Raw genomic sequence first — 22,495 nt, 5'->3', positions numbered from 1 at the left:
GCGGTCCTCGCCGGTCAGCCGCCGGCCGCGCTCCCGCCCGCGACGCCCCCGACCTCCGCGACCCGGTCCGAGGCGATCACGTACTCGAACAGCGACACCGTGGGCTCGGTGAACCCGAGCACCTCGGAGGACAGCGTGACCTCCTCGCGCCCCGACAGCCGTCCGGTGCCCCGGTCCACGAGCAGCACCCGGACGACGGGGTCGACGTCCGCGGGGCCGGCGGGGACCGACAGCGCCACGGCCTCCTGCCCCACGCGGTCGACGACCGTGCCGGCCACCCGCACCCCGGGCTGCTCGGCGAGCAGGGTCCAGACCGCCGCCTCGACGTCCGAGGGGAGCACGTACCGCAGGGCGAGGTCCGTGATCGCCGTGTAGACGCACCACGCCTCGGTCGACGGGTCCGCGTCGGGCCCGCAGCCGAACCCCGCGTACGGCTCCAGCAGGCGGTCGCGCAGGAGCGCGGGGTCGGTGGGCAGGGCGTCGACCAGCCCCGCGTCGAACGTGCCGGCCGGCAGCCGGTCGACCGCGGCGCTGCCGGGCGCGGTGTCGACGGGCTCGAGCAGGCCGTCCTCCCCCAGCGGCGCACCCCGCCACTCCGCGGCGGCGTAGGAGCCGTCCGGGGACAGCCAGGTCTCGAGGACCGTCGGGTCGATCGTCGTCGTCGAGCCGTCCGCGTGCACCGTGGTGCTCGTCCACCAGTTCTGCGACAGCACGTGCTGGACCTCGCCCGCGGGCTCGGGGTCGGTCTGCGCGGCTGCCGTGCGGGCCAGCTCGAGGAGGGTCACCCGGGCCGGTTCGCCCTCCCCCGCGGCGAGCCGGTCGGGGGCGAGCGGGTACGCGAGCATCGGCGGCGAGCCCGTCGCGACGGCCGCCGGCGGCTCGTCGCCGGGCAGCACGCCCAGCCCGACCACGACCGCGGCCACCGCGGCGGCCGCGGCGCCGGCGGCGACGAACCACCGCCGCGCGGCGCGCCGACGCAGCGGGACGACCGGCGCGGGGTGGGCGCCGGGGTCGGTGGCGGCACGGGGTGCGGCGTCGGGGTCGACGGGGTCCGCTGCCGCGCGCGCGAGGATCCGCGCGACCGCCGCCGCGTCGTCGGCCTCGGTGCGCCGGTCGGCGGGGTCGACGCCGGCCGGCCCCTCGCCGGCCAGCCCCTCCCCGGCCAGCCCCTCCCCGGCCAGCAGCGCACGGAGCGCGGCGACCTCGGCGCGGGCGGCGTCGTCCTGCTCGTGCTCGTGCTCGTGCTCGTGCCCGGTCATCGTCCTCCCTCCCGCGCGCGGTCGTCCCGGCGGCCCCCGGCGTCGTCGGTCGTGCCCGGTGCGCCGAGCACCGCGGCGAGCCGCGTGCGGGCGCGGCTCAGCCGCGAGGTGAGGGCGGTGACCGAGCACCCCAGCACCTGAGCGGCCTCCGCCGGGGCGAGCCCGGCCCAGACGGTCAGGGCCATCGCCTCGGCCTCGGCGGGCGGCAGATGCGCGAGCAGCCGGCGGGCGCGGTCGGCCGCGGCGACGTCGTCCGCGGGGTCGGCGCCGTGCGGGCGGGCCGGCTCGGCGGCGGCGACGTGCGCCACGGACCGCAGCGCCCGGTGCTGCTGCTCGCGGACGCGCAGGATCTTGTTCCGGGCGACGCCGAACACCCAGGGCCGCAGGTCGGTGCCGGCGGGCGCGTCGGACCAGCGGCGCCACAGCACCAGGAACGTCTCGGCGACCACGTCCTCGGCGAGGTCGTCGGGCACCTGGCGGCGGGCGTACCCCCGGACCTGCGGGGCGAGCAGCCGGTAGACGTCGGCGAACGCGGCTGCGGCGTCGCGGGACGACGTGCCGTCAGCGGGCCCGTCGTCGCCGTGCGTCCCCACGCCACCTTCAGATCGTCCGCTAACACGTCGTCGCCGTCATCGTACGGACCGATCCGACGCCGAGCGCGATCGACGTGGCCTGGGCGCCCGCGTTCCAGCAGGTCGGTGTCCCGGTCCCGCCGGACCCGGTGAACGTCCGGACGTCGACCGTCTGGCGGTTCCACAGCGAGCCCGCCACCATCCCGACGTCGCGCAGGCCCGCACCGGAGGTCGACCAGAACAGGCCGGAGAACCCCGTGCCGGACCAGAGGCAGAAGTGGCCCGCGGGGCACTGCCCGCTGCTCACCGCCGTCGGCGGCGGGACGTCGGGGCCCACGGCGTCGTCCGCGCGCGCCACCGGTCCTGCAGCCGCCGACAGCAGCAGGGCGACGGCCGTGACGGCGAGCGGACGGGGACGCGCGGGGGAGGTCGGGGACACACCCCGGAACTCCGCGGGTGGCCACGTCACGTCACGCGGGCTCGGTGTGAGATACCCCACAGCGCCGCAGCGACGGCGTGTCGTCACCGCGGCCCGAGGCGCAGCTCGGCGCGCAGGCCGCCCCCGACACCCCCGCGTCCGCCGGACAGCAGCACGTCGCCGCCGTGCTCCCGGGCGATCTCCCGGGCGATCGCGAGCCCCAGCCCGCTGCCGGACCCGACGCCGCCCGCACCGGTGCCCGCGCCCTCGCGCGCCCGGGCGTCGTCCAGCCGCACGAACCGCTCGAACACCCGCTCCCGGTCCGCGGGGTCCAGCCCGGGCCCGTCGTCGTCGACGACCACCCGGCCGTCGGTCACCTCCACGAGCACCCGCGACACCGCGTGCCGCAGCGCGTTGTCGGCGAGGTTGCGCACCACGCGTCCGAGCGCGCCGGGGTCCCCGGTGGCCCGACCCGCGCCGCGGACCTCCACCCCGACGTCCGCCCGGCCCGCCGCGGCCCGCGCCAGCGCGACCGCGTCCCGGGCCACCGCGCCCAGGTCCACGTCCTGCGCGGGCACCGGGCGCGAGCCGACCCGCGCGAGCAGCAGCAGGTCGTCCACGAGCGCCCGCATCCGCTGCGCCTCGGCCGTGAGGTCCGCGACGAGCTCGTCCCGCTCGTACGCGTCCGGGTGCGTGCGGGCGACGTCCAGCGCGGCGACGACGGCCGCCAGCGGCGTGCGCAGCTCGTGGGCCGCGTCCGCCACGAACGCCCGCTGCCGCGCCGCGGCGACCTCGAGCCGGTCGAGCATCTCGTTCAGCGTCCGCGCCAGCGCGCCGATCTCGTCGTCCGTGCCGGGGTCCGGGAGCGAGCCCGGGCCGCCGGACCGGGCCACCTGCGCCGCGGCGGCGCGCAGCTCCTCGACCGGGCGCAGCGCACGGCCCAGCGCCAGCCAGATCGCCGCCGCGAGCAGCGCCGTCAGCACCGGCACGACGCCCACCAGCGACAGCCGCAGCGCCCGCACCAGACCCTCGACCTCGGTGAGCGGCACGGTGGCGACGACCACCGCGCCGTCCCCGCCGTCCGGCACCAGCACCGCGGCGCGGACCGCGTCGTCGTACCCGGACGCCGAGGTGCTGACCAGCAGCGGGTCGGGGCCGTCGGCGCGCGTCACGAGGTCCCGCAGCAGGTCCGACGGCAGCACCGGCAGCGTCCGGCTCGCCGTGGTCGACGACGCCACCACGCGGCCGTCGGGGTCGAGCACCTGCACGATCTCCCCCGGCTCGGCGACGGGCAGCGCGTCCGGCACCTGGTCGCTGCGGACCAGGTCGGCGACCGTCAGCACCCGCGCCCGGACCACCGCGTCCAGCGCGGCGACCCGCCCGCGCGACAGGACGGTGCTGAGCACCACCGCCCCGACGACCAGCGCCACGCACAGCAGCCCCGCGGTGACCACCGTGAGCCGGACCCGCAGCGACCAGCCCGCCGGCCGCGCGGCCGCGCTCACCCCGCGACCCGGTAGCCCGCGCCGCGCACGGTCAGCACGGCGTCCCGGCCGAGCTTGCGCCGCAGGTAGCCGACGTACACCTCGACGACGTTGCCGTCCTCGCCCGGCCCGTCCCACACGTGGTCGCGGAGCTCGACCTTGCCCACCACGCGGTCCGCGTGCCGCATCAGGTACTCGAGCAGCGCGAGCTCCCGGGTGGTCAGGTCCACCGGCTGCCCCGCGCGCGTGACCGTCCGGGCGGCGGGGTCGAGCACCAGGTCGCCCGCGGCGAGCACCGCGGGCCGCACCTGCGCCGGACGGCGCAGCAGGGCGCGGAGCCGGGCAACCAGCACCACGAACGAGAACGGCTTGGTGAGGTAGTCGTCGGCCCCGATGTCGAGGCCGTCGGCGACGTCGTGCTCGCCGTCCTTCGCGCTGAGCAGCAGCACCGGGGTGGTGACCCCAGCGGCGCGCAGCCCGGTCAGCACGTCGTACCCGCTCAGACGCGGGAGCATCACGTCGAGCACGACCACGTCGTAGTCGCGGTCCGTCGCGAGGTCCAGTCCGGTCCGGCCGTCGTGCGCGACGTCGACGGCGAAGCCCTCCGCGGTCAGCCCGCGGCGCAGGGCGCTCACCAGGCCCCGCTCGTCGTCCACCACCAGCACCCGCACCCCGGCAGCATCGCACCCCCGCGTCGCCGCGCGCGTCCCGCCGGGCCCGGGTCCTCTCAGCACCGCCTCAGGGTCGGGGGCGCACAGTGGACGCATGTCCGAGTCCACGCCCCGTCCCCGCCGCACCTTCTCCCCCCGTGCACGCTGGGCCGTGCCCGGCGTGGTCGTCGCCGCGGTGGCCGCCGCCGTGGGCGTCCCCGCGCTCGCGTCCGCCGACGGCGCCGGCCTGCCGGACGTCACCGCCGAGCAGCTGCTGAGCCGGGTCGCGTCCGCCGAGTCGACGCCCGTGCAGGGCACCGTGGTCTATACCGCGCGGCTCGGGCTGCCCGAGCTGCCGATCTCCGAGATGACGGGTGCCGACCCGCTCAACCTGCTGGGCGGGTCCTCGACGCTGCGGGTCTGGTCCGACGGCGCCGACCGGTCGCGGGTGTCGCTGCTCGGTGCGACCTCCGAGTACTCGGTGGTCCGCGACGGCGCGCAGGCGTGGACCTACTCGTCGACCGACGACGCCGTGACTCACCTCGCGCTCGACCCCGCCGACCAGGCGCGGTACGACGCGCTCGCCGAGCAGGCCCGCTCCGGCGCCCTGGTCCCCGAGGGCGCCGACCTGCCGACCCCCGACCAGGCCGCCGCCCAGGTGCTCGCCCGCGCCGAGCAGGACAGCGACGTCACCGTGGACCGTCCGACCACCGTCGCCGGGCGCGACGCCTACCAGCTCGTCGTGAGCCCGACCGACGACGCGACGCTCGTCTCCCGCGTCGTCGTCGCCGTGGACGCCGCGACCTCCGCGCCCCTGCGGGTGCAGGTCTGGGCGGTCCAGGACGGCGACGCCCCCTCCCTCGAGGTCGGGTTCACGGACGTCGCGTTCACCGCGCCGGACGACTCCGTGCTCGCGTTCTCCGCACCGGCCGGCGCGACCACCGAGGAGGTCGTCGTGCCGCTGCCCGACGTCGACGAGGCGGCCCTGGCCGAGCGGTCCGGCGTCCCCGCGCTGCCCGAGGGCGTGACCGTCGCCGGCTCCGGCTGGTCGACCGTCGTCTCGCTGGCGGACGTCGACGTCGCGGGCCTGGTCGGCGGCGACCCCGCCTCGCTGGGCACCGTGCCCGGCAGCGAGCGCGTCCTCGGCTCCGAGGCCGCGCAGGACCTGATCGGCGAGTTCGTGCCGAGCGACGAGGACGGCCGACCCGCCCGCCCGGAGCTCGACGGCACCGCCCTCTACGAGCAGCTCACCACCGAGGTGCCCGAGGGCCGGCTGCTCAGCTCGACCCTGCTGAGCGTGCTGGTCACCGACGACGGCCGCGTGCTGGTCGGCGCGGTGCCCGCGGACACGCTGCGCGCCGCGGCATGAGCGACGGGCTCGCGATCCGGACCCAGGCGCTGACCAAGCGCTTCCGGTCCGGGCAGGTCGCGGTCGACGGCATCGACCTGGCCGTGCCGCGCGGGGCGGTCTACGGGTTCCTCGGGCCGAACGGCTCGGGCAAGACGACGACCATCCGGATGCTGCTGGGCCTCGCCCGCCCCACGAGCGGGCGGGCGTGGCTGCTCGGCGCCGAGGTGCCGCACGAGGCCACGCGGGTGCTCCCGCGCGTCGGGGCGCTCGTCGAGGGCCCCGCGTTCCACCCGTACCTGACCGGTCGGGCGAACCTCGCCCGGCTCGACGCCGGCGACGCCACGGCCGACCCCCGCACCTCCCGCCGTCGCGCCGAGTCGGCGCTGGAGCGCGTGGGCCTGACCGCGGCGGCCGCCAAGCCGTACCGGCAGTACTCGCTCGGCATGAAGCAGCGGCTCGGCCTCGCCGCCGCGCTGCTCCAGCCGCGGGACCTGCTCGTGCTCGACGAACCGACCAACGGGCTCGACCCCCAGGGCACCCGGGAGGTCCGGCACCTGGTGCGCGAGCTCGCCGACGGCGGCGCGACCGTGCTCGTCTCGTCGCACCTGCTCGCCGAGATCGAGCAGGTGTGCAGCCACGTCGGGATCATGAGCCGCGGCCACCTGCTGCTCCAGGGCGACCGCACCGAGCTGCTCGACCGCGGCGCCGCGCGCCTCGTCGTCACCACCCGCGGCGCGCAGGCCGGCGCCGCGGCGGAGGTGCTGACCGGGCTCGGGCTGACGGAGGTCGAGCCCCCGGACGAACCACCCGGCGACGCGTCCCGCGACGTGCCCGCCCGGGTGACCGCCGCGCTCGGCCCGACGCCGCCGGAGAAGGTCGCCGCGGCGCTCGTGCACGCCGGGGTCGACCTGCTCGGCCTCGAGGTCGCGCGCCCGAGCCTGGAGCAGGTGTTCGTGGGTCTGACCGGGGAGGGCTTCGATGTCGCTCGCTGAGGCCCCGGCCGCTCCCGTCGCCGCACCCGCACCGGTCGCGTGGTCCCGGCTGCTGCGCTCCGAGCTGCGGCTCGTCTTCGGCCGGCGCCGCAACCAGGTGCTGCTCGTCGGCCTCGCCCTCGTCCCGCTGCTGCTGGGCACGGTCCTGTTCGTCACCCGGGACAGCGCGCTGTCCGGGCAGGGACCGTCGTTCGTCGGGCAGGTCACCGGCAACGGGCTGTTCCTCGTGATCGCCGCGCTGTTCCTGTGCCTGCCGTTCCTGCTGCCGCTGTGCGTCGGGATCGCGTCGGGCGACGCCGTCGCCGGTGAGGCGCAGGCCGGGACGCTGCGCTACCTGCTCGTCGTCCCCGTGCCGCGCACCCGGCTGCTGACCGTCAAGGCCGTCGCCGCCCTGGCGTTCGCGGGCGCCGCCGTCCTCGCGGTCGCCGTCACCGGGATCGTCGTCGGTGCGGCGTACTTCGGGCTGCACGACGTGACGCTGCTGTCCGGCGGCTCGGTCCCCGTCGGCGAGGGCGTGCTGCGCGTCGCCGGCGTCGTGGCCTACGTGGCGCTGTCCCTGACCGGGCTGGTCGCCGTCGGGCTGTTCTTCTCCACCCTCACCGAGGTGCCCGTCGGCGCGATGGCCGCGACCGTCGTGGTCGCGATCGTGTCCACCGTGCTCGACTCCCTGCCGCAGGTGTCGGCGATCCACCCCGGCCTGCTGACGCACCACTGGTTCGACTTCGCGGAGTTCCTGCGGATCCAGGTCGACTGGGGCGTGCTCGGCGGCGGGCTGCTGGTGCAGGTCGCGTGGGTCGCGGTGTTCGGGTCGCTGGCCTGGGCGCGGTTCACGACGGCGGACGTGACGTCCTGACGCGCGGGGCCGGGGCGCGCTGAGGCACGACCCCGTGCGCAGTCATGGGACGACTGCGGGACAATGGCGGGTGTGAGAGTCCGGAACCGCCCCGAGCACCTGGCCACCGGCGCGACGCTCGCCGTCGTCGGCGGGTTCCTCGACGCGTACACCTACGTCGCCCACGGCGGCGTGTTCGCCAACGCCCAGACCGGCAACGTCGTGTTCGTCGCGATCGACGCCGCCCAGGGCCGCTGGGCCGACGCCGCGCGGTACCTGCCCATCATCGGCGCGTTCGTCCTGGGCCTGCTCGCCGCCGAGTCGCTCGCGGCCCGCCGGCACCGCCGCTGGCTCTCCGACCCGACGCGCGCGGTGCTGGCCGCCGAGATCGCCGTGCTCGTCGCCGTCGCGTGCCTGCCGGTCGGCACCCCGTCGCTGTGGACCACCACCGCCGTCGCGTTCGTCGCCGCGCTCCAGGTGACGACGTTCCGGCTGGTCGGCGAGACGACTACAGCACGACGATGACCACCGGGAACCTCCGCACGCTGGTGACGGCCGCCTACGAGTGGCTCAGCGGCTACGACCGGGCCCAGCGCGTCGTCGCCGGGCGGCTCGCGGTGATCGTCCTGGCGTTCGCCGGCGGTGCCGGGATCGGCGCGCTGGTCAGCGGCCCCGACGCGCTCGGCACCCGCGCCACGCTGGTCGCCGCCGCGGTGCTCGCCGTCGTGCTCGCCGCCGTCGAGACCCACACCCGGCACCTGCGCCGCCGCGGCACCACCTCGCCCCCGCCGACGACCCCGCTCCCACCCGCCGCCGACGACTGACCCGCGCCGCCGCCCGCCCCGCACGCCGCCGCCCGGCCCACGCGCGCGTCGGCCCTGCGTCGAGAGGTCACGACACGCTGGGACGCGTCCCACCGCGCCAGCGTGTCGTGACCTCTCGCCCGCGGCGGGGCGGGGGCACTCGGGCGCGCCGCCGCACCCGAGGACCCGCACCGCACGCCTTCCGCGCATGGCGAGAGGTCACGACACGCTGGGGCGCGTCCCGCCGCACCCGCGAGTCGTGACCTCTCGCCATCGGGGCGCGGCGGGGTCGGGGCGCGCGGCGGGGGCGGAGGGCGCGGGGGGGGCGTGGGCGGCGCGGGAAGGTCAGCGGCGGCGGGGGGCCAGGTCCTGCTGGAGGACCAGGGCCGCGGCGCCGACGGCGGCGGCGTCGGCGACGTGCGCGGCGAGGGCGACCCGCACCCCGTGCTGGCCGCCGGCGTGCAGCTCGGCGCGGAGCCGGCGCGCGACCACGTCCACGTAGAGCGAGCCCGCGGTGCTGAACGCCGGACCGGCGAGGACCACGGAGTCGACGTCGAGCAGGTTCGCGACGGTCACGGCCGCGTCGGCGAGGTAGCCGGCGGACTCCTCGACGAGCTCGACCGCGAGCGCGTCGCCCTGGACGGCCGCGGTGGCGACGGCACCGAAGTCGACGATCGGGTCGCCGTCGGGACTGAGCCGGGCGCTGGTGCGGCGACCGGCGGCGACGGCGCGCCGGGCCCGGCGGGCGACGGCGTGCGGGGCGGCGAGCTCCTCGAGCGTCGGCCCTGGGTCGCGCGTCGCGGCACCGTCGGCGCCCGGCACGGCGGCGCCCCCACCCCGCGCACCACCGCCGGCACCCGGCGCACCACCGCCGGCACCCGGCGCACCACCGCCGGCGCCCGGCGCCGCGGACCGGTGCAGGTGCATCCGCCCGATCGGCCCGGGGTTGCCGCTCGCACCCCGGTAGACGGTGCCGCCGACCACGATGCCGGCACCGAGGCCCGCCCCCATGTAGAGCGTGCAGTGCGCGACGGAGCCGGCGGTGCGGCCGGCCCAGTACTCGCCGACGGCCGCGGCGGTGGCGTCGTTGTCCATCACGACCGGCAGCCCCACCGCGGCGCCGAGCCGGGAGCGCACCGGGAAGCCCTGCCAGCGGTCGAGCGACCGGGACACCGCGATCGCCCCGGCGTCGAGGTCGAGCGTCCCGGGCACCGCGAGGCCGAGGCCGACGACCCCGCGCCGGCCGACGCCGGAGGCACGGAGCAGGACGTCGACGTGCCGGGCGATGGTCGCGACGACGGCGTCGGGCTGGTGCAGGCGGGCGCCGCGGACCCGGGTGCGGGCGACGACGGCGCCGCGGGCGTCGGTGAGCACCACCACGAGCCAGTCCGCGCCGAGCTGCACCCCGACGGCGCACCGTGCGAGGGGGTCGAGGGTGAGCATCACCCGCGGCTTGCCGCCGGTCCACTCGCGGTCGCCGGTCTCGCGCAGCAGGCCCTCGTCGAGCAGCGCGCGCACGGCGTGCGAGATCGCGGCCTGCGTCAGCCCGGTGAGCTCGGCGAGCTCGACGCGGCTGATCGGCGCGCGGGTGCGGACGAGGTCCAGCACCCGGGCGCGGCTGCTCGACGGGGCGCGGCCACCGCGTCGGGGGACGGTCTGCCCACCCTCGACACCGTCCATGCCGCTCAGCATGGCACGCGCGCGACCCCCTGCCCGACCCCCACGGCACCCCCGGGCGGGTGACGTCGTGGCGCCCCCGCGACGCGTGCCGCCGGGACCGCTCCCCCGGCCCGGCCGCCGTGCCATGCTGGGCGACCATGACGAGGAACCCCGGCACCCCCGACCGGCACGGACCGGGCGTCCGGGTGGGCCTGGCCCTGCTGCCCGCGGACGACGACGGCACGCTGGAGCCGTTCTACGCGGACCTGCTCGCGGGCATGGAGGAGGCGCTCGACGCGCGGGGCGCGAGCGTGTTCGTGCACGTGGTGCCGGACCTCGACGCGGAGCTGGTGGCGTACCGGCGGTGGGCGCGCGAGGGCCTGGTCGACGCCGTGGTGATCTCGGACCTGGTCGACTCCGACCCGCGCGAGCAGGCGTGCCGGGACCTGGGCCTGCCGTCGGTGCTGCTCGGCGGCGAGCCGGGCGACGGCCGCTGGGTGGTCGACTACGACAACGACGGCGCGATGCGGACCGCGGTCGCGTTCCTCGCCGACCTGGGTCACCGGCGGATCGGCTGGGTGTCCGGCCCGCAGCGCTACCGGCACACGCAGGTGCGCGCGGCGGCGTTCGCCGAGGCGGTCGCGGCGGCCGGCGCGCAGGGCGTGCACCGCGAGGGCGACTACGGCGAGGCGAGCGGCGCGGCCGGCACCGCGGAGCTGCTCGCGCTGCCGGAGCCGCCGACGGCGATCGTCTACGACAACGACCTCATGCCCCTGGCGGGGTTGCGCGAGGCGGAGCGCCGGGGCGTGCGGGTGCCGCAGGACCTGTCGGTGCTGGCGTGGGACGACTCCGCGAACGTGCGCATCTCGCACCCGCCGCTGTCGGTCGTGAGCCGGGACGTGCACGAGCTCGGCGCCCTGACCGCGGAGGTGCTGCTGCGCGCGGTCGAGGGCGGCGCCCCGGGGACGACCCGCACCCCGGGGGTCCGGGTCGTCCCGCGCGGCTCGACGGCGCCGCCCCGCGCCTGAGCGGGGCTGCGCCTCACCCCCGCCCGCCTCGGACCCGCCCGCCTCAGACCCGCACGGCGTGCAGCACCAGCGCCTGCGCGGGCCACAGCGCGGGGATCTGCAGCCCCACGGTCCCGAGCACGGCACCGGGCAGCACCACCTCCCCGACGGAGAGCCACGGCGGCGTGATCCAGCCCCACCGCGCGGGGCCGACCTCGTCGCGCAGCCGCACCCGGTAGCGCGCGTCGGGGTCGAGCCCGTGCAGCCGGACGGGCTCGGGGCGGGCGTCCTCGAGCGTCGCGACGGTCGCGACCGTCCACACGCCGGCGGACCGGTCGGGTGCGACGGCGCCGGTGACGCGCAGCGCGGGGTCGCGGACGTCGGCGTGCACGGCGACGCCGGTGTGGATCAGCCCGCGCAGCTCCCGGTACAGCGCGGCGAACCGGGTGAGCACGGCGACCTCCTCGTCGGGGCAGCCCAGCACGTCCCACTCGAACCCGGCCGACCCCATCAGGCTGGTCGCGAGCCGGTAGGACAGGTCGACGGTCCGGCCGGAGCTGTGCGCGGTGGGCGGTCCGACGTGGCCGCCGACGAGCTCCGGCGGGAGCAGCAGCTGGGTCCACCGCTGGATGTCCTGCCGCTCGACGGCGTCGTTGGAGTCGGACGCCCACACCCGGTCCGTCACCTCGAGCACGCCGAGGTCGCTGCGCGCCCCGCCGGACGAGCAGGACTCGATCTCCAGGCCCGGGTGCCGGGACTTGAGCTCGGCGATCAGCGCGAGCGCCGCGCGGGTCTGCACCCCGACCCCGGGTCGCCCGTCGTGCCGGGCGTCGACGAGGTCGCGGTTGTGGTCCCACTTGATGAAGTCGATGCCGAGCTCCCCGACCAGGGTGTCCATCTGCCGCAGGACGTGGGCGTACGCCTCGGGCCGGGCGAGGTCGAGCACGTACTGCGTGCGGAACGACAGCCCGTCGGGCGCGGGCACCTGCGCGAGGTCCTGGAGCAGCCAGTCGGGGTGCGCGCGGGCCACGTCGGAGTCGAGGCTGACCATCTCGGGCTCGAACCACAGCCCGAGCTCCATGCCGAGGCCGTGCACCCGCTCGGCCAGGGGCGCCAGCCCGTCGGGCCAGACCGCGCGGTCCACCTCCCAGTCGCCGAGCCCGCGGGTGTCGTCCCGCCGGGCGAGGAACCAGCCGTCGTCGAGGACGAACCGCTCCACGCCGATCGCCGCGGCGCGCTCGGCGAGCCGGAGCACGGTGGCGGGGTCGTGGTCGAAGTACACGGCCTCCCAGGTGTTCAGCACGAGCGGCCGGGGGCGCCGGGGGTGCTGCGGCCGCGCGCGCAGGGACGTGTGGAACCGCGCCGTGACGCCGTCGAGCCCGGCGTCCGACCACGCGAACCAGGCGACCGGTGCGGCGTGCTCCTCGCCGGGCGCGACCACCACCTCCCCGGGCCGGACCAGCTCGCCGGCGCCGAGCACGGTGGGCTGGTCGGGCAGCCGGTCGGTCCGGTAGGTCGCGTCGGCGGGCCAGGCGAGGTGCACCGCCCACACGGCGCCGGACCGGTCGCGCGGGCGGCCCTCGCCGTCGGACAGCGCGAGCAGCCACGGGTGGTCGTGCCCGGGGCGTCCGCGGCGGGTCTGGCGCGCGAGGCTGCCGCGGGCGAGCGGCCCGGTCGCCGGGGCCTTCTCCCGGGTCCACCGGCCGGCGAACGTCGTGGCGGTGTCCGCACGGGTGGGCACGGGCAGCGTGGCCTCGAGCGCGTGCACCTCGACGGGTCCGGGGGCGTCGGCGTCGAGCGCCAGCCGGTGCACCACCCCGACGAGTCCCCCGGCTCGAGGTGCACGCGCGAGCGCAGCGTCAGCCCGGCCGCCGGGTCGTGCGCCACGACCTCGGCGGCGTGCCCGTCGGCGTCGGCCCGCACCTCCGCGGTCACCCACGCCGGGGTGAGCGGCACCCCGTCGCGCACCAGCTGGAGCCCGGGCCGGCCGGGCCAGCCGTCGGTCTCCTGGGGCAGCAGGCTCGGCTGGGCGGCGGCGTCGAGCGTGCCGGGCGGGGTCTGCCGGTCGGTGGCGGCCCGCAGCGCGGTCAGGTCCGCGGGCGTCAGCGGGCCGAGGTCGGCGCCCCAGTGCTGGACCTGCGGCAGCCCGGCGGCGGGCTGCGCGAGCACGACCGCGACGCCGTCGCGCCGGAGCACGGCCCAGCCGGTGATCGCGGGGGTGGGAGCGGGGACGGGAGCGGGGGTGGGGACGGCGACGGTCACGGGCTCTCCTTCGAGTCGGTGCGGTGCGGGTGCGGTGCGATGCGGTGCGATTCAGGGCGGGCGGCGGGCGGCGGGACGGGGATCACGCGGAGCTGAGCGCGACGGGCGCCGCGGGTGCCGCGGGCGCGGCGGCGGGTCGTCCGAGCGGCGACCGCAGCACGACCAGCGCGCCGCCCACGGCCGCGGACACCCGGACGTCGCGGGACAGCCGCACGTGCACGGGCCGGAGCAGCCGCGCGAGCGCGCCCGCCTCGACGGCCTCCTGCGCCCGCTCGACGTAGAGCGGGCCGGCGACGCCGAACCCGGGACCGGCGAGCACCACGGTATCCAGGTCGAACAGGTTCATCAGCGTGACCGCGGCGGTGCCGAGCCGGCGCGCGGAGTCGTCGACGAGCGCGAGCGCGGCCCGGTCCCCGGTGACGGCGGCGCGGGCGACGCGCTGGAAGTCCGCGAGCTGCGCGTCGAGCCCGCCGTCGAGGCCGAGCCGGGCCGCGAGCGCCGGGTCGTCGAGCGCGCGGTGCACCACCGCCCCGGGGCCGGCGAGCACCTCGACGCAGCCGCGGCTGCCGCACGCGCACGCCGGGCCGGCGGGGTCGACGGGGACGTGCCCGATCTCGACGGGGTTGGCGGTGCGACCCCGGTACACCTCGGACTCGGCGATCACACCGCCGCCGATGCCGGTCGCCATGTAGAGCACCCCGAACGTGTCGACGTCGAGCGCGCCGACCCACTGCTCACCGACGGCGGCGGCGGTCGCGTCGTTCTCCAGCAGCACGGGCAGGTCGAGCAGCGCGGACAGCGTCGCCGTCAGCGGGAACTCGCGCCACTCGGGCGTCGGCTGCCCGGTGAGCACCATCCCGGCCTCGCGGTCCTGCGGCCCGTGGGTGACGAGGCCGACGCCGAGCACCCGCTCGCGCGCGATGCCGGTGCCGGCCAGCAGCAGGTCGATGTGCCGGGCGAGCTCGGGCAGCGTGTCCGCGGGCGCGCCCCGGCCCACGCCGCGCACCCCGGCCGACGCGATCCGCCGTCCGGCGAAGTCGGTGACCACGACGCTGCTGGCGCACCGGTCGAGCTGCACGCCGACGGCGTACCAGGCGGTGGCGTCGAGGCCGATCAGCCGGCGGGGCGAGCCGACGCCGCCGGTCAGGCGGCCGACCTCGTGCACCAGGCCCTCGCCGATGAGGTCCCGGACGACGTGCGTGATGGTGGCCGCGGTGAGGCCGGACCGGTCGGCGAGCTCGACGCGGCTGACCGTCCCGTGGGTGCGGATCAGGTCGAGGACGAGCGCGCCGGTCGCGGCGCGGGACGGGGCTCGCATGTCGCGACCATATCTTGACATGGTTAATTTACGCACGTAACGATATGCGGGCGTCACCCAGGGCCGCACTGCCGCGGCCACGACCAGACCGTCGGCCGCGACGGGTGGAAAGGACCAGCGATGTTCCTCAGGTCAGCACGGGCGCCCCGGCGCCGTCCCCGTCAGGTCACCGGCGTCGTCGCCGGCGCCGCCGCCGTCGCCCTGCTCGCCACCGCGTGCAGCGGCGGCAGCTCGGGCGGCTCGGGCAGCACCGGCGCCTCCGGCGACGGCAGCACCCTCGTCGCCTACACCGGCCAGTCCGGGGACTACCAGATCAACTTCAACCCGTTCTCCCCGTCCCGGATCGGCGGCCTCGGCCCGATCTACGAGCAGCTGTTCTTCATCAACAAGGCCCAGGAGTCCGACCCCGTCCCGCTGCTCGGCACCGAGTACGCCTGGAACGACGACGGCACCGAGCTCACCGTCACCCTGCGCGAGGACGTCACCTGGACCGACGGCGAGCCCTTCACCGCCGACGACGTGGTGTTCACGTTCGACCTGCTCAAGGACACCCCCGCGATCAACAACATCGGCTACCAGGGCACCGCGACCGCCACCGACGACACCCACGTCGTGTTCACGTTCGACGCCCCCGCGTTCGTCGGCGGCCCGGACGTCCTGTCCGCCGTGCCGATCGTCCCCGAGCACCTGTGGGCCGACGTCGACCCGACCGCCGACGTCGTCGAGCAGCCCGTCGGCACCGGCGCGTTCGAGCTCGGCGACTTCAAGCCGCAGGCGTTCACCTACACCGCCAACCCGGACTACTGGGGCGGCGAGCCCGAGGTGAAGACCATCCGGTTCCTGTCGCTGTCCGGCAACACCGCCGGCGCGGACGGCATCGCGAACGGCACCATCGACTGGCAGACCGGCCCCGTGCCGGACATCCAGAACGTCGCCGAGAACTTCCCCGGCTACGACACGCTGACCGCCGCCCAGAACCAGATGGTCCTGGCCACCTGCTCCAGCGTCGAGCTGGGCTGCTCCGGTCCGCAGACCGACCCGGCCGTGCGCCAGGCGCTCTACCTCGCGATGGACCGGACCCAGCTGAACCAGCTGGCGTTCGAGGAGACCGCGTCCGAGATCTCCCCGACGTTCGCGCTGACCTCCACCCAGGAGTCGTTCATCTCCGACGCGGTCGAGCAGCCGGTCGCCCCCGAGAAGGCCGACCCCGACGGCGCCGCCGCGGTGCTCGAGGCCGCCGGCTGGGCGAAGGGCTCCGACGGCATCTACGCCAAGGACGGCCAGAAGCTGACCGTCACCGTCGAGGTCGTCTCCGGCTGGACCGACTACATCACCGCCGTGCAGACCATCGCGCAGCAGGCCAAGGCCGCGGGCATCGACCTGCAGACCGCGCAGTCGTCGTGGAACGAGTGGACCGAGCGCCGCACCCAGGGCAACTTCCAGCTCGCGATCGACTCGCTCTGGCAGGGCCCCGCGCCCGACCCGTACTACCTCTACACGTACTTCTTCTCCTCGGCCGCGTCGGCCCCGGTCGGCGAGGCCGCGGGCAACAACTACTCCCGGTTCGCGAACCCGGAGGTCGACGCCGCGCTCGAGGCGCTGAAGACGCTGCCGCTCGACGACGCCGCCGCCCGGCAGCCGCACTTCGACACCATCCAGTCCGCGGTCGTCGAGGACATGCCGTACATCCCGATCCTCACCGGCGGCACCACGAGCGAGTGGAACGTCGAGCGGTTCACCGGCTGGCCCACGCAGGACGACATGTACGCGTTCCCGGCGGTCTGGTCCGCGTTCGACGCAGCCGAGATCTTCAAGCGGCTCGAGCCCGCGGCGGGCTGAGCGCCTGCGGGCCGCCGGCACCCCCGTGGTGCCGGCGGCCCGGAGCCCCACCCCGTCCTCGCCTACCCAAGGGGTCGCCGAAGTGAACTACGTCCTGCGCAAGCTCGGTTTCTACGCCGTGGCCCTCTGGGCCGCCGTCACCCTGAACTTCCTCATCCCCCGCCTGCTGCCCGGCAACCCGGTCGACATCATGCTGACCAAGCTGCAGCAGCGCGGCGGCACCGTGACCCCCGAGACCCGCGCCGCCTACGCCGCGCTGCTCGGCGGCGACAGCACCGACTCGCTGGTCAGCCAGTACGTCACATACCTCGGCAATCTGCTGCGCGGCGACCTCGGCGTCTCGGTCACCTACTTCCCCGCCCCGGTGAACGAGGTCATCGGGACCTCGATGCCGTGGACGGTGGTGCTGGTCGGCATCGCCACCGTGCTCGCGGCGACGATCGGCGTGCTGCTCGGCGCGTTCGTCGGCTGGCGCCCCGGCACCTGGCTCGACTCGATGGTCCCGGTGACCACGCTGCTCGCGGCCGTGCCGTACTTCTGGCTCGCGCTCGTGCTGGTCTACCTGCTGTCCCGGGTGCTCGGCTGGTTCCCGTCGCAGGGCGGGTACGACGTGGTGCTCGACCCCGGCTGGACGCCGGAGTTCATCGGCTCGGCGATCGAGTACGGGTTCGTGCCCGCGCTGACCATCGTGATCGCCTCCATCGGCGGCTGGCTGCTCGGGATGCGCAACATGATGGTCTCCACGCTGTCCGAGGACTACGTGCTGACCGCCCGCGCCAAGGGCCTGCCCCAGAACCAGATCCTGCGGAACTACGCCGCCCGCAACGCCGTGCTCCCGTCGATCGCCGGCTTCGCGATCTCGCTCGGGTTCGTCGTGTCCGGGTCGGTCGTCACCGAGCAGGTGTTCTCCTACCCCGGCATCGGCTCGCGGCTGCTGGCGGCGGTCACCAACAACGACTACGCGCTCATGCAGGGCGTGTTCCTGTTCATCACCCTGGCCGTGCTCGGCGCGAACCTCGTCGTCGACCTCCTGTACGGCCTCATCGACCCGCGCACCCGCGCGAAGGCCTGAGGGGAGCCGGCGATGACGAACATCGGACCGGACGTGCAGGTGGCCGTCGAGGGACCCGGCGGCCCGATCGAGACCACCGGGCGGGACCGCGCGCCCGAACCCCGGGCGCCGGGCCGGCGGCCGCGCGCCGCGTGGCGGCTGCTGCTGCCCACCATGACCCCCTGGCTCGCCACGGGCCTGGTCCTGGTCGGCGCGATCGCGCTGTTCGGCCTCGTCGGGCCGTACCTGGTCGGCGACCCGGACGCGATCGGCGACATCGGCCTGTCGGGGCCGTCCGCGGAGCACTGGCTCGGCACCACCCAGACCGGGCAGGACGTGCTCGCCCAGCTCGCGCACGCCACCCGCGGCTCGCTGCAGATCGGCCTCATGGTCGGCGTGATCGCCACCGTGCTGTCCGCGTTCTTCGGCATCTACGGCGCGTACCTCGGGGGCGTCGCGGACGAGGGCTTCTCGCTGCTGTCCAACGTGTTCCTGGTGATCCCGGGCCTGCCGCTGGTCATCGTCATCTCGGGGTTCGTGCCCCGGGAGAGCCGCGGGCTGTGGACCATCGCCGTGGTGCTGGCCCTGACGTCGTGGGCGGCGTCCGCCCGGGTGCTGCGCGCGCAGACCCTGTCGGTGCGGTCCCGCGACTACGTGGCCGCGTCCCGGCTGTCCGGGGAGAAGCCGTGGCGGGTGATCGGCGTCGAGATCCTGCCGAACCTGCTGCCGGTGCTGGCGTCGCAGTTCGTGTACGCGGTGATCGCGGCGATCCTCGGCGAGGCCGGCCTGTCGTTCCTCGGCCTCGGCGCCTCGAACTCCTCGACCCTCGGGACGATGCTGTTCTACGCCCAGAACGGGTTCGCCCTCCCGCTGGGCGCCTGGTGGTGGTTCGTGCCGCCGGGCCTCGTGATCGCCCTGTTCGGCATGGGGCTGTCGCTCATCAACTTCTCGATCGACGAGATCATCAACCCCCGGCTCAAGACCGCCCGCACCGCGCGCCGCCGCGCCAGGGCGTCGGCACGGTCCGCCAGGAAGGCCGCGTGATGACCGCCCTCTCCGAGTCCGCCCCGGCCGCCTCCGCGCCCGCGCGCCGGCCCGTCCTCACCGTCCGCGACCTCACGGTCGTCTACGACGTCGACCCGCCCGTCACCGCCGTCCGCGACGCGTCGCTCGAGCTGGGCCGCGGGGAGATCCTCGGCCTGGCCGGCGAGTCCGGCTGCGGCAAGACGACGCTGGCGTACGCGATCAACCGGCTGCACCAGGCACCCGCCCGGATCGCCGGCGGCTCGGTGGTGTTCCACGACCGGGACGGCACCGACGTCGACCTGCTCGCCCTCGACGACGAGCCGCTGCGCCGGTTCCGCTGGTCGCAGCTGTCGATGGTGTTCCAGGGCGCGATGAACTCGCTCAACCCGGTGCGGACCATCGGCGCCCAGCTCGACGACACCCTGCGGGCGCACGCCCGGATGTCACGGGCCGAGCGGCGTGCGCGGTCCGCGGACGTGCTCACCCGGGTCGGCGTCGACCCCGGGCGGCTGCGGTCGTACCCGCACGAGCTGTCCGGCGGGATGCGGCAGCGGGTGATGATCGCGATGGCCATGCTGCTCGAGCCGCAGATCATGATCATGGACGAGCCGACCACCGCCCTCGACGTCGTGGTGCAGCGCGAGATCCTCCGGGAGATCGTCCGGCTGCGCGACGAGCTCGACTTCGCCGTCGTGTTCATCACCCACGACCTGCCGCTGCTGCTCGAGATCAGCGACCGGATCGCGGTCATGCTCGCCGGGGAGATCGTCGAGCTGGACACCGCCGCCCGGCTGCACCGCGCCCCCGCGCACCCGTACACCCGCCGTCTGCTGGGCTCGTTCCCGAGCCTGTCCGGCGAGCGCGGCGCGTTCATCCGCGAGGGCGACGACCGCCCGGTCGAAGGAGATCTGGCATGACCAGCGTGCACGTGACCAACCTGACCAAGGACTACGCGCTGCGCTCGGGCTTGCGGCGCACCCGGCTGCGGGCCGTCGACCGGGTGTCGTTCGACCTCGTGCCGCGGCGGACGGTGGCGCTCGTCGGCGAGTCGGGCTCCGGCAAGTCCACGATCGCCAAGCTGCTGACCCGGATGGAGAAGCCGTCGTCCGGGCGGATCGACGTCCAGCTCGACGACCGCACCCCCGTGATGGGCTCGGTCTACCAGCGGCACGTGCAGATGGTGTTCCAGGACCCGTTCGCGTCGCTGAACCCGTTCCACACCATCGAGCACCACGTCGCCCGCCCGCTGCGGATCCACCACCGCACCCACGACGCGGCGAGCACGCACGCCCGGGTCGTCGAGATGCTCGAGCGGGTCAACCTGCACCCGGCCGAGGACATCGCCGCGCGCCGGCCGCACGAGCTGTCCGGCGGGCAGCGCCAGCGCGTCGCCATCGCCCGGGCCCTGGCCCCCGGCGCGCAGGTGCTGATCGCGGACGAGCCGGTGTCCATGCTCGACGTGTCGATCCGGCTCGGGGTGCTCAACCTCCTGGGCCGGCTGCAGCGCGAGGACAACCTCGCGGTCCTCTACATCACGCACGACCTCGCGACCGCGCGGCACTTCTCCGACGAGATCCTGGTCCTCTACCGGGGCCGGGTCGTCGAGCGCGGGCCCGCGGACGCCGTCATCCTCGACCCGCACCACGACTACACGAAGATGCTCGCGATGGCCGCGCCCGACCCCGACCGGGTGGGCAGCGTCGGCCGCGACGGGGACACCGCCGTCGCGCGGGACGCCATCGACAACTCGGTCTGCTACGACCACGGGCTCGGCGCCTGGGTGCCGATCGACGACGCCGAGGACGCCGCGCGTCAGGCCGCCCGGCTGGAGCGGACCCGTGGCTGAGGCAGCGTCCGTGGCTGAGGCGACGCCCGTGGCCGACGCGGTGTTCGCGAGCGCCGTCGTCCCGGCGGCCGGACCGCCGCGCGCCGTCGAGTGGCCGACCGACGGCCTGTCCTACGGCGGCGACTACAGCCCCGAGCAGTGGCCGCGCGAGGTGTGGGAGCAGGACGTCCGGCTGATGGCCGAGGCGGGCGTCAACGTCGTGACGCTCGGCGTGTTCTCCTGGGGCCTGGTCGAGACCGCCGACGACGTGTGGGACTGGACCTGGCTGGACGAGGTCGTCGCGCTGCTGCACGACCACGGCATCCGGATCGACCTGGCGACCCCGACGGCCGCGCCGCCGTCCTGGCTGCACACCGCGCACCCCGAGGTGCTGCCGTTCGACGCCGACCTCTACCAGCAGCCCCCGGGCGGGCGGCTGGCCTGGTGCCCGAGCTCGCCGGTGTTCCGGCGGTACGCGCTGCGGTTCGTCGAGGCGCTGGCCCGCCGGTACGGCCGGCACCCCGCGGTCCGGCTGTGGCACGTCAGCAACGAGCTCGGCGGCGGGAACGCCCGCTGCTACTGCGACGTGTCCGCCGCGGCGTTCCGCGACTGGCTCGCGCACCGGTACGGGTCCGTCGACGCCGTCAACGCGGCGTGGGGCACCGCGCAGTGGGGCCACCGGTTCGGCGCGTGGGAGCAGATCCTGCCGCCGCGCGGGAAGCACGGGGCACCCAACCCCGGGCTGTACCTCGACTACGAGCGGTACTCCTCCGACGCCCTGCTCGCGCACTACCTCGCCGAGAAGGCGGTGCTCGAGCAGCACTCCGACGCGCCCGTGACCACGAACATGATGGTCGGCCCCGGCGCGCAGGTCGTCGACTACGCATCCTGGGCGCCGCACACCGACCTCGTCGCGAACGACCACTACACGCTGGTCGACGACCCGGACCGCGAGCAGGACCTCGCGTTCGCGGGCGACCGGATGCGCGGCATGTCCGCCTCGCGCCGCCCGTGGCTGCTGATGGAGCACTCCACGGGCGCGCCGAGCTGGCAGCAGCGCAACCGCGCGAAGGACCCCGGCGAGATCGCCCGGAACGCCCTCGCCCACGTCGCCCGCGGGTCGGACGGCGCCCTGTTCTTCCAGTGGCGCGCGTCCACGGCGGGCGCCGAGCAGTTCCACTCGGCGATGGTGCCGCACAGCGGGACCCGGTCCCGGATCTGGCGGGAGGTCGTCGAGCTCGGCGGCCACCTGCGGTCGCTCGCCGAGGTGCAGGGCTCCGTGGTCGAGCCCGCCCGCGCCGCGATGGTCGTCGACGACGTCGCCGGCTGGGCGCTCCAGCACGGGCTCGCGCCGCACCGCGCGCTGCGGTACGGGCGCGAGCTGCGGACCTGGCACCGCGCCCTGTGGGAGCGGCAGGTGCTCTGCGACGTCGTCCCGCCCGGCACCGACCTCGACGGGTACGACCTGGTGCTCGCCCCGACCCTGCAGGTGCTGTCCGACGCCGAGGCCGACCGGCTGCGCGCCGTGCCCGCCCGCGGCGGCACCCTGCTGGTCACGTACCTCACCGGCGTGTGCGAGCCCACCGGCCGCGTGCGCCCGGGCCTGGGCGCGCTCGCGGACGTGCTCGGCGCGTGGACCGACGAGTTCTACCCCCTCCAGGCCGGCGAGCAGGTGCGGCTCGACGACGGCAGCACCGTCGAGGACTGGACCGAGCGCGTCGAGCTCGACGGCGCGGAGGCCGTCGTCCGGTACGCGACGTCGTCCCTGGCCGGCGGCGCGGCGGTGACCCGGCGGCAGGTCGGCGACGGCGCCGCCTGGTACGTGTCGGCCGCGCTCCCCCGCGACGGCGTCGACCGCGTCGTCGACCGGCTGGTCGAGGAGGCCGGGCTGCCGCGCACCGCCGAGGCGGAGCACGGCATCGAGGCCGTCCGCCGGGTCGGCGCGGGCGGGTCGTACCTGTTCCTGCTCAACCGCACCGACTCCGACCGGAAGGCCACCGCCGCAGGCACCGACCTGCTCACCGGCACCGACCACGGCCCGGTGACCACCGTGCCCGCCGGCGGGGTGCGCGTCCTGCGCGAGCACCCCGCGACCCCCTGACCCACCCCTGCGAAGCCCTGAGACCCTGCGACACCCGGGAGCGACC

The 22,495-nt window shown here is 76.2% G+C and carries 18 protein-coding genes and 2 pseudogenes; 11 read left to right on the top strand and 9 right to left on the bottom strand.

Features of this window, described 5'->3' with window-relative positions; genetic code table 11:
- Nucleotides 1-14 precede the first annotated feature (14 nt).
- From AC1VL8_RS09920 to AC1VL8_RS09900, 5 genes are all read right to left on the bottom strand, one after another.
- Nucleotides 15-1,259 carry a CU044_5270 family protein gene (locus tag AC1VL8_RS09920; RefSeq protein WP_483075053.1) on the bottom strand — a complete coding sequence of 415 codons (1,245 nt, stop codon included), beginning with the start codon at nucleotides 1,257-1,259 and terminating at the stop codon, nucleotides 15-17.
- Nucleotides 1,256-1,852, bottom strand: a complete 597-nt coding sequence (locus AC1VL8_RS09915) for an RNA polymerase sigma factor (RefSeq protein ID WP_483075052.1) — start codon at nucleotides 1,850-1,852, stop codon at nucleotides 1,256-1,258. Before AC1VL8_RS09915 ends, AC1VL8_RS09920 begins: the two co-directional genes overlap by 4 nt.
- A gap of 19 nt (nucleotides 1,853-1,871) precedes the next feature.
- Complete coding sequence (locus AC1VL8_RS09910) at nucleotides 1,872-2,270, bottom strand: peptidase inhibitor family I36 protein (RefSeq protein ID WP_483075051.1); 399 nt, start codon at nucleotides 2,268-2,270, stop codon at nucleotides 1,872-1,874.
- An 83-nt stretch (nucleotides 2,271-2,353) separates the two neighbouring features.
- A complete protein-coding gene (locus tag AC1VL8_RS09905; RefSeq protein ID WP_483075050.1) occupies nucleotides 2,354-3,754 on the bottom strand; it encodes an ATP-binding protein in 1,401 nt (466 codons plus the stop codon).
- Nucleotides 3,751-4,404, bottom strand: coding sequence for a response regulator transcription factor (locus AC1VL8_RS09900; protein ID WP_483075049.1), 654 nt, complete (start codon nucleotides 4,402-4,404; stop codon nucleotides 3,751-3,753). Before AC1VL8_RS09900 ends, AC1VL8_RS09905 begins: the two co-directional genes overlap by 4 nt.
- A gap of 94 nt (nucleotides 4,405-4,498) precedes the next feature.
- On the opposite strand from AC1VL8_RS09900, the gene AC1VL8_RS09895 reads away from it, so the two are divergent.
- The 4 genes and pseudogenes from AC1VL8_RS09895 (at nucleotide 4,499) to AC1VL8_RS09880 (ending at nucleotide 8,382) form a co-directional block, all read left to right on the top strand.
- Nucleotides 4,499-5,752 carry a LolA family protein gene (locus tag AC1VL8_RS09895; RefSeq protein ID WP_483075048.1) on the top strand — a complete coding sequence of 418 codons (1,254 nt, stop codon included), beginning with the start codon at nucleotides 4,499-4,501 and terminating at the stop codon, nucleotides 5,750-5,752.
- Complete coding sequence (locus tag AC1VL8_RS09890; protein WP_483075047.1) at nucleotides 5,749-6,726, top strand: ABC transporter ATP-binding protein; 978 nt, start codon at nucleotides 5,749-5,751, stop codon at nucleotides 6,724-6,726. The genes AC1VL8_RS09895 and AC1VL8_RS09890 overlap by 4 nt, the downstream gene beginning before the upstream one ends.
- Nucleotides 6,713-7,579, top strand: a complete 867-nt coding sequence (locus AC1VL8_RS09885; RefSeq protein WP_483075046.1) for an ABC transporter permease — start codon at nucleotides 6,713-6,715, stop codon at nucleotides 7,577-7,579. The genes AC1VL8_RS09890 and AC1VL8_RS09885 overlap by 14 nt, the downstream gene beginning before the upstream one ends.
- A gap of 63 nt (nucleotides 7,580-7,642) precedes the next feature.
- Nucleotides 7,643-8,382 (top strand): annotated as a pseudogene (locus tag AC1VL8_RS09880) (YoaK family protein).
- A 324-nt stretch (nucleotides 8,383-8,706) separates the two neighbouring features.
- On the opposite strand, the gene AC1VL8_RS09875 reads toward AC1VL8_RS09880, so the two are convergent.
- Nucleotides 8,707-10,041 carry an ROK family transcriptional regulator gene (locus AC1VL8_RS09875; protein WP_483075045.1) on the bottom strand — a complete coding sequence of 445 codons (1,335 nt, stop codon included), beginning with the start codon at nucleotides 10,039-10,041 and terminating at the stop codon, nucleotides 8,707-8,709.
- A 137-nt stretch (nucleotides 10,042-10,178) separates the two neighbouring features.
- Here AC1VL8_RS09875 and AC1VL8_RS09870 point away from each other — a divergent pair, with 137 nt between their 5' ends.
- Nucleotides 10,179-11,048 carry a LacI family DNA-binding transcriptional regulator gene (locus AC1VL8_RS09870; RefSeq protein ID WP_483075044.1) on the top strand — a complete coding sequence of 290 codons (870 nt, stop codon included), beginning with the start codon at nucleotides 10,179-10,181 and terminating at the stop codon, nucleotides 11,046-11,048.
- 43 nt (nucleotides 11,049-11,091) lie between these two features.
- On the opposite strand, the gene AC1VL8_RS09865 is transcribed toward AC1VL8_RS09870, so the two are convergent.
- The 3 genes and pseudogenes from AC1VL8_RS09865 to AC1VL8_RS09855 all read right to left on the bottom strand — a co-directional run bounded on the left by AC1VL8_RS09865 (nucleotide 11,092) and on the right by AC1VL8_RS09855 (nucleotide 14,607).
- Nucleotides 11,092-12,843: an alpha-galactosidase gene (locus tag AC1VL8_RS09865; protein WP_483075043.1), complete on the bottom strand. Its 1,752-nt coding sequence runs from the start codon at nucleotides 12,841-12,843 to the stop codon at nucleotides 11,092-11,094.
- 80 nt (nucleotides 12,844-12,923) lie between these two features.
- Nucleotides 12,924-13,196 (bottom strand): annotated as a pseudogene (locus AC1VL8_RS09860) (glycoside hydrolase family 36 N-terminal domain-containing protein); the annotation flags it as partial.
- Nucleotides 13,197-13,371: 175 nt separating this feature from the next.
- Complete coding sequence (locus tag AC1VL8_RS09855; RefSeq protein ID WP_389226419.1) at nucleotides 13,372-14,607, bottom strand: ROK family transcriptional regulator; 1,236 nt, start codon at nucleotides 14,605-14,607, stop codon at nucleotides 13,372-13,374.
- A gap of 120 nt (nucleotides 14,608-14,727) precedes the next feature.
- Between AC1VL8_RS09855 and AC1VL8_RS09850 the strand changes: the two genes are divergently transcribed.
- The 6 genes from AC1VL8_RS09850 to AC1VL8_RS09825 all read left to right on the top strand — a co-directional run bounded on the left by AC1VL8_RS09850 (nucleotide 14,728) and on the right by AC1VL8_RS09825 (nucleotide 22,449).
- Nucleotides 14,728-16,446: an ABC transporter substrate-binding protein gene (locus tag AC1VL8_RS09850; protein ID WP_483075042.1), complete on the top strand. Its 1,719-nt coding sequence runs from the start codon at nucleotides 14,728-14,730 to the stop codon at nucleotides 16,444-16,446.
- A gap of 82 nt (nucleotides 16,447-16,528) precedes the next feature.
- Entirely contained in the window at nucleotides 16,529-17,518 is a 990-nt protein-coding gene (locus AC1VL8_RS09845; RefSeq protein WP_389226413.1) for an ABC transporter permease, read from the top strand.
- 12 nt (nucleotides 17,519-17,530) lie between these two features.
- The gene (locus AC1VL8_RS09840; RefSeq protein ID WP_483075041.1) at nucleotides 17,531-18,541 is read left to right on the top strand and encodes an ABC transporter permease; all 1,011 of its coding nucleotides are present in this window, start codon (nucleotides 17,531-17,533) and stop codon (nucleotides 18,539-18,541) included.
- Nucleotides 18,541-19,440, top strand: a complete 900-nt coding sequence (locus AC1VL8_RS09835) for an ABC transporter ATP-binding protein (RefSeq protein WP_483075040.1) — start codon at nucleotides 18,541-18,543, stop codon at nucleotides 19,438-19,440. The genes AC1VL8_RS09840 and AC1VL8_RS09835 overlap by 1 nt, the downstream gene beginning before the upstream one ends.
- Complete coding sequence (locus AC1VL8_RS09830) at nucleotides 19,437-20,369, top strand: ABC transporter ATP-binding protein (protein WP_483075039.1); 933 nt, start codon at nucleotides 19,437-19,439, stop codon at nucleotides 20,367-20,369. The genes AC1VL8_RS09835 and AC1VL8_RS09830 overlap by 4 nt, the downstream gene beginning before the upstream one ends.
- A 10-nt stretch (nucleotides 20,370-20,379) precedes the next feature.
- Nucleotides 20,380-22,449: a beta-galactosidase gene (locus tag AC1VL8_RS09825; RefSeq protein ID WP_483075038.1), complete on the top strand. Its 2,070-nt coding sequence runs from the start codon at nucleotides 20,380-20,382 to the stop codon at nucleotides 22,447-22,449.
- Nucleotides 22,450-22,495 lie beyond the last annotated feature (46 nt).

Source organism: Cellulomonas sp. KU4C (genome assembly GCF_056868065.1).
The sequence above is the reverse complement of the archived record's forward strand: the minus strand, read 5'-3'. Positions and strand labels throughout refer to the sequence as shown.